Here is a 6,578-nt window from a genome sequence, read left to right on the forward strand (position 1 = left end):
GGGAAGCGCGCTGCGCTTTACCGGAAAATGCGGGCACTCGGCCCCGCTTTCAATGGCGCCGCCGGGATCGGCGCCGACAGGCGGGATGATTGGCCTTTGCGCGGGCGCCTGCTAGGCTTGCCGACCTTTATGATGCCATGGGTGAGGCAGACGATGAACGAAACGCTGGAGCGCTGGGGATCGAAGCGCGCCTTTATCCTCGCGATGACCGGGGCGGCAGTGGGGCTTGGCAATATCTGGCGCTTTCCCTATATCGCCGGGGAGAACGGCGGCGCGGCGTTCTTGCTGCTCTACGTCGGTTTCGTGCTGCTGCTCGGCATTCCGGTGATGATGGCGGAGATTCTCATCGGTCGCGCCGGACGGCAAAGCCCCATGCGCTCGCTGGCAAGCCTTGCCAGGGCGAATGGGGCGAGCCCGCGCTGGCGCTATCTGGGGCTCTTCGGGGCGCTGACGGTGTTCTGCATCCTGTCGTTCTACTCGGTGGTGTCGGGTTGGTCGATCGAGTTCCTGGTCGCCTCGGTCAACGGCAACTTCGACGGCCAGAGCCCCGAGGCGATTGGCGCAAGCTTCAACGCCTTTCTGGCCAATCCCGGGCTTCTGGTGTTCAACCACTCGCTGTTTCTGTTCATCACCATGACCGTGGTGGCCGCCGGGGTGTCCAAGGGCCTCGAGCGGCTCAACAACGTCTTGATGCCGCTGCTCTATCTGCTGCTGCTGGTGCTGGCGGGCTACGGCGCCACCACGGCGGGTTTCGAGGAGACGCTGCGCTGGCTGTTTCTGCCCTCCTTCGCAGCGCTCGATGCCACGGTGGTCTTCCACGCCATGGGCCATGCGTTCTTCACCCTGGCGGTGGGCGCCTGCGCGTTGATGGCCTACGGCGCCTACATGCCCGAGGAGCAGAGCCTGACCCGAGCGGCCTTCGCGGTGGCGGTGCTCGACATCCTCGTGGCGCTGCTGGCAGGCATCGCGATCTTCTCGATCGTCTTCGCTCAGGGGCTCGACCCGAGCGAAGGCCCAGGGCTGATGTTCGTCACGCTGCCCATCGCCTTCGCCGAGCTGCCCTATGGCAGCCTCTGGCTCTGCGGCTTTTTCCTGCTCCTGCTGCTGGCCACCTGGACCTCGGCGATCAACCTGGCCGAACCCATGGTGGCCACGCTCACCGGGCTTGGCTGGCGGCGCAGTCTGAGCACCGCTGCAGTCGCCCTCGGGGTCTGGCTGGTGGGGGTACTGGCGGCGCTGTCGTTCTCGACGCTGGCGGAGTTCCGCCCGCTGCTCGGGCGCAACGTGTTCGAGCTTCTGAGCTCGATTCCACCGGACGTCTTCCTGCCGCTGGGCGGGCTCTTGATCGCCATCTTCGCCGCCTGGGTACTACCCGAGGCGCACGCCGCGAAGGCGCTCGGCGCCGGCACTCGAGGCTTTCGACTGTGGCGTGCTACGCTGCGATTTGTATCGATTCCGTTGACCGTCGTGGTACTGATCGGCGGCGTGCTGGCCCTGTGAGGCCGAAGGCGCAAGAGGAGAGCGCATGAGCAAGGCGTTGAGAGCATTCAAGGACCATTTTCCCCGGCTCGGCGAGCGGGTGTTCGTCGACCCGTCGAGCGTGGTGATCGGGGATGTGACGCTTGGCGACGACTGCTCGGTATGGCCGATGGCGGTGATTCGCGGCGACATGCATCGCATTCGGCTCGGTGCCCGGGTCAGCGTGCAGGATGGGTGCGTGCTGCACATCACCCACGCCAGTGACTTCAACCCGCAGGGCTTCGCGCTCACCGTCGGCGACGACGTGACCATCGGCCACAAGGCACTCTTGCATGGCGCCACGCTCGGCAGCCGCATCCTGGTGGGCATGGGGGCGATCGTGATGGACGGCGCGGTGGTGGAAGACGAGGTGATCATCGCCGCTGGCGCCGTGGTGACACCGGGCAAGCGGCTCGAGAGCGGCTTCGTCTACGCAGGCAACCCGGCGAAAGCGCTGCGCCCCTTGAAGGAGAAGGAGCGGGCGTTTTTCAGCTACACCGCAGGCAACTACGTGAAGCTCAAGGACGAGTACCTGGCCGAGGCGGCTGCCAGTACGCCCTAAACGGTTGGCCGAGCGCTCTTTTTTCTATTCAAGCCATGTCGCGGACGACTATAATCTGTTAATTTATACAGTTTGCAGGGTGCCGCGACATGGCGAACTTTCGCACGCACATCAGCGTGGCAGCGGCGGGCGGCACGCTCCTGGCCTATGCGGGTTATCACCATCAGTGGTGGTCGCCATCCCAGGCGCTGCTGGTCATTGCCCTGGTAGCCTTCGGCGGGATCCTTCCGGATATCGATGCCGACCGCTCCAAATCCATCCGCTTGATCTTCAATCTGCTCTCCGTGCCCTCCCTGGTGCTGGGCGTATTGCTGCTCCAGCCCTGGCTCACGCCGGGGGCGCTGCTCGTCGCCTGCGGGGGCATCTATTTCGGGGTGCGCTACCTGGCGGGGCTTCTGTTCTCCAAGTTGACGGTGCACCGCGGCATCTGGCATTCGCTGTTGGCCGGGGCGCTGTGTGCCTTCGCCACGGCCGCGGTCAGCTTTCACCTGCTGGTCCAGCCACCCTGGCTTGCCTGGTCCCACGGGGCGGCGGTGCTGCTGGGCTTTCTGATTCACCTGGGACTTGACGAGCTGTTCAGCGTCGATCTCGAGGGCGCGCGCCTGAAGCGCTCCTTCGGCACGGCGATGAAGCTTGGCGACAGCCGCCGGCCGGTGTCGAACCTGTTGATGCTGATCGCGCTTTTGACGGTGATTCCCTGGGTGCCGCCTTGGGGAGTGCTGGGCGAACTCTTGCATCAAGGATCGCTGCTGTGGCGGTAGTCCTCGGCGCTGAGCCCGTGCTTCTTGAGCTTGTCATAGAAGGTCTTGCGCGGCAGACCCAGGTGGCGGCAGACGTCGATCACCCGGCCTTGGTGGCGCGCCAGTGACTGGCTAATCAGGCTCTTCTCGAACAGCTCTACCTGGCGGGGCAGGGTGGGTTCCTCGATGCTAGCGGTCTCGCCGGCGAGCAGCACGTCGAGGCGATAGTCGAAGGCCGCGCCGAGCAGCACGTAGCGCTCGGCGAGGTTTCGAAGCTCGCGCACGTTGCCGGGCCAGTCGTGGGCCAGGAGTGTGGCCACGGCGTGGTTGTCCAGCGTCGGCGCCTCCAGGCCGCTGCGGTTGGCGGCGACCACGGCGAAGTGCTGGAACAGCAGCGGAATGTCCTCGCGGCGCTCGCGCAGGGCGGGTAGCGGCAGGGTGACGACGTCGAGGCGGTAGTAGAGGTCCTCGCGAAAGCGGCCCTCGTCGGCGGCGACCTTGAGGTCCACCTTGGTAGCGGCGATGACGCGAATGTCCAGCGCGATCGTCTCGTTGGCGCCCAGACGCTCTACGCTTCGCTCCTGCAGCACGCGCAAAAGTTTCACCTGCAGCGCCGGCGGCATCGACTCGATCTCGTCGAGAAACACGGTGCCGCCGTTGGCGTGCTCGAACTTGCCGATACGCCGTTCCACCGCGCCGGTAAAGGCGCCGCGCTCGTGGCCGAACAGCTCCGACTCGATGGTGTGCTCCGGCACCGCGCCGCAGTTGATCGCCATGAACGGATGGTTGCGCCGGGCGCTGCGCTCGTGGATCGCCCGGGCGACCAGGTCCTTGCCGGTGCCGGTCTCGCCGAACAGCAGCACGTCGGTTTCCACCTGGCTGATGCGCTGGATCATCGCCGCCAGGTGCGAGATCACCGGCGTGCGCCCCACCAGGCGCGGTCCGAGCGCCGCCTGCTGTGCCTCGAGCTCCGCCTTGAGGCGAGTGTTCTCGAGGCTCAGTTGACGCTTTTCGATGCCGCGACGTACCACATCCAGCAGTTGCTCCCCGGCGAAGGGTTTTTCCAGGAAGTCCCAGGCACCGGCGCGCATGGCCTCGACGGCGGTGGAGATGTCGCCATGGCCGGTGATCAGGATCACCGGAAGCGTGGGGTCGCGACGCTTGATCTCGTGCAGCAGCGCCATGCCGTCCATGCCGGGCATGCGGATATCACTGACCACCACGCCAGGGAAGTGATGGGGCAGCGCGTCGAGCGCCTGCTCGGCGGATTCGAAGACCTGCGGCGCGTAGCCGGCAAGCGTCAGCGTCTGGGCGGCGGTGATGCGCAGGTGAGTCTCGTCGTCGACGATCATCACCGGCAGGAGTGGCGATTCATGCATGGCGGCTCTCCAAGGAGTCGGTGCCCGGCGGCACGGCCGCAGGCAGGGTCAGGGTAAAGCGCGCGCCGCCTTCGGGGGCATTGGTCGCCGTGAGGGTGCCGCCAAGATCGTCCATGATGCGCGACGAGATCGAAAGCCCAAGCCCCAGACCCTTGCCGGGAGCCTTGGTGGTGAAGAAGGGCTCGAAGATGCGCGTCAGGTGCTCCTCGACGATGCCCGGGCCGGTGTCCTGCACGTGGATGACAACGCCGCCGGCATCGCGCGCAGCACTCAAGGTCAGCGTCGGGGCGGGGCGTTCCTTCATGGCGGCCAGGGCATTGCCGATCAGGTTCACCAGCACCTGCTCCAGGCGGACCAGGTCGCCGATAGCCCACAGGGGCTCGTTAGGCAGCCGCTCGATGACCTCGATGCGCTCGTCGCGCAGGCGGCTGTGAAACAGGCGTAGCGCGTAGTGGATGCATGCCTGCACGGCGATGCTTTCGTGGCGCTCGCTGCTCTTGCGTGAGAACTGGCGAAGCTGCGCGCTGATGTCGGCCATGCGCTCGGTCAGCTCGACGATCTGGGCGAGGTTGGCGTCGGCCTGGTCGACACGTGCAAGCTCGATGAAGCGCCGGGCGTTCTCGGCGTAGGCGCGAATCGCCGCCAGCGGCTGGTTGAGCTCGTGATTGATGCCGGCGGCCAACTGGCCCAGCACGGCGAGCTTGGCGGCCTGGATCAACTCGTCCTGCGTCTGGCGCAGGTTCGTCTCGGCGCGGCGGCGCTCGTCGATCTCGGCGGAGAGCAACTGGTTACTGGCCGTCAAATCGTGGGTACGCCGCTCGACGCTGATCTCGAGCTCGTCGCGCACCCGGGCAAGGGTCTGACGCTCGCGTTCGGCGAAGGCTTCGCGCTCGCGGCGAAGCCTTCGCCGCTGCCAGCCGATACCGCCGCCCAGGGCTACGATGCCGTAGAGCCCGCCGGCCATCAACGCGGCCATCCACTGGGCGCTGATCACCGGTGCCAGAGATTTGAGAATGTGCATCTGCCAGCCGAACTCGACCAGCGAGCGCGTCTGGCGAAAGTAGCGTTCGCCACTCAGCGGCCCGTGTTCGAAGCGGACCATCTGGCCGCTCGGCCCCTGATCGGCCTCGACGACGATGCCGGAGTACGCCAGCGGCTCCATGGCGTAGCGCTGCGTGCGGCGCAGCGCTTCGCGCTCGGTGGCGCTCAAGGCGTTCAGCGCGCTCATGCGAAGCTCGGGGCGACTGGCCATGAAGATGATGGCGTCGCGGTCGGTGACGAAGAGTTCGGCATCCTGTTCGGCCCAGCTCTGCTCGACCTCGTCCAGCAACACCTTGACCACTATCACGCCATCGGGCGTGGCATCCGGCGAGGTATCGTCGAGCCATACCGGGGCGGAGAAGAAGTAGCCGCGCTCCAGCGACTGGGTGCCCAGGCCATAAAAGCGCCCTTGGCGGCCGCTGATCGCTTGGGTGTAGTAGCTTCGAAAGGCGTAGTTGTGGCCAATGAACGTGTTGGGCCGATGCCAGTTGCTGGCGGCGATCGTGGTGCCCTCCTTGTCCAGCAGGTAGACATCGGACACGCCGGAGGTGAAGCGAAAGCGATCCAGCAGCAGGTTGAGCGCCATCGGATCCTGGCTATGCGGTGAGGAGAGAAAGCGGCGCACCCCCTCGCGAGTGGCCAGCATCTGGGGCAGGTAGTCGAAGCGCAGCAGGTAGCCGTTCAGGTTCGCCGCCGACAGGCGCAGCTCGTTCTCGGCATCTTCCTTGAGCTCTGCAAGCGCGCGTTCGCGCGCGATGTCGGAGGCTTGCCACATGCTGGCCAGAAGCCCGAACGTGAGCAGTATCAGCCACGCCAGCCGCCAGCAGCGAGACAGTGCGGGGGAGGGCGAAAGGCGCCCTGTAGAAGTGGCATGGCGCTCAAGGCGCATCCGGCGAGCCTCGGTGAAAACGTGGCGAGTCGATCATGGCGTACCTGCATGGTGGAAGTGATCGATGGTAGGGAGTTTATTCTTTGCGCTCAACTACGAGGAAGTACTGTTTCGAAGTATGATGAGTCTTTTAGCCGAATGCTGTAACGAATTCGAAAAAGCCCTTGCACTCGCCCCGGCGAATCCGTAAAGTACGCATCCGCTGCCGGGGACGCCCAGCGTCGCCAGCGGTGAAGAAGGTGAAAACCTTCGGTTTGTCAGGAGGTTAGCGAGATGTTCGAGGCTGACGTCCATCGCGAAATCAGCGGTTGACAAACACCATGGAATGCGTAGAATACGCCTTCCTCGCTGAGGCAAGCGGCTCCGGTCATCGAGCCAATGTCGAGCTTCAGCGAATCGCTCTTTAAAAATATGATCAGGTAATTCATGTGGGCGTTTGCCGATGAGGG

General features: G+C 65.2%; 6 protein-coding genes. 3 read left to right on the top strand and 3 right to left on the bottom strand.

Going from position 1 to position 6,578, the window contains the following annotated elements:
• Positions 1-153 precede the first annotated feature (153 nt).
• The 3 genes from GEV37_RS16715 (at position 154) to GEV37_RS16725 (ending at position 2,841) form a co-directional block, all read left to right on the top strand.
• The gene (locus GEV37_RS16715; protein ID WP_227391408.1) at positions 154-1,500 is read left to right on the top strand and encodes a sodium-dependent transporter; all 1,347 of its coding nucleotides are present in this window, start codon (positions 154-156) and stop codon (positions 1,498-1,500) included.
• Between the two features lie 25 nt (positions 1,501-1,525).
• A complete protein-coding gene (locus GEV37_RS16720) occupies positions 1,526-2,080 on the top strand; it encodes a gamma carbonic anhydrase family protein (protein ID WP_227391409.1) in 555 nt (184 codons plus the stop codon).
• Between the two features lie 89 nt (positions 2,081-2,169).
• The gene (locus GEV37_RS16725; RefSeq protein ID WP_227391410.1) at positions 2,170-2,841 is read left to right on the top strand and encodes a metal-dependent hydrolase; all 672 of its coding nucleotides are present in this window, start codon (positions 2,170-2,172) and stop codon (positions 2,839-2,841) included.
• Here GEV37_RS16725 and GEV37_RS16730 read toward each other — a convergent pair.
• The 3 genes from GEV37_RS16730 to GEV37_RS16740 form a co-directional block, all read right to left on the bottom strand.
• Positions 2,817-4,199 carry a sigma-54-dependent transcriptional regulator gene (locus GEV37_RS16730; RefSeq protein ID WP_227391411.1) on the bottom strand — a complete coding sequence of 461 codons (1,383 nt, stop codon included), beginning with the start codon at positions 4,197-4,199 and terminating at the stop codon, positions 2,817-2,819. The genes GEV37_RS16725 and GEV37_RS16730 overlap by 25 nt on opposite strands.
• Positions 4,192-6,129: a sensor histidine kinase gene (locus GEV37_RS16735; protein WP_227391412.1), complete on the bottom strand. Its 1,938-nt coding sequence runs from the start codon at positions 6,127-6,129 to the stop codon at positions 4,192-4,194. Before GEV37_RS16735 ends, GEV37_RS16730 begins: the two co-directional genes overlap by 8 nt.
• A 257-nt stretch (positions 6,130-6,386) precedes the next feature.
• A partial coding sequence (locus GEV37_RS16740; RefSeq protein ID WP_227391413.1) for a hypothetical protein occupies positions 6,387-6,578 on the bottom strand: 192 nt, incomplete at its 5' end.

This window comes from Vreelandella malpeensis (assembly GCF_020622355.1).
GTDB classification, from domain to species: domain Bacteria; phylum Pseudomonadota; class Gammaproteobacteria; order Pseudomonadales; family Halomonadaceae; genus Vreelandella; species Vreelandella malpeensis.

Bases quoted from the DNA above. Each gene is read 5' to 3' on its own strand.
- GEV37_RS16735 (WP_227391412.1), bottom strand. From the start codon at position 6,129: ATGCGCCTTGAGCGCCATGCCACTTCTACAGGGCGCCTTTCGCCCTCC.
- GEV37_RS16715 (WP_227391408.1), top strand. From the start codon at position 154: ATGAACGAAACGCTGGAGCGCTGGGGATCGAAGCGCGCCTTTATCCTC.
- GEV37_RS16720 (WP_227391409.1), top strand. From the start codon at position 1,526: ATGAGCAAGGCGTTGAGAGCATTCAAGGACCATTTTCCCCGGCTCGGC.
- GEV37_RS16730 (WP_227391411.1), bottom strand. From the start codon at position 4,199: ATGCATGAATCGCCACTCCTGCCGGTGATGATCGTCGACGACGAGACT.
- GEV37_RS16725 (WP_227391410.1), top strand. From the start codon at position 2,170: ATGGCGAACTTTCGCACGCACATCAGCGTGGCAGCGGCGGGCGGCACG.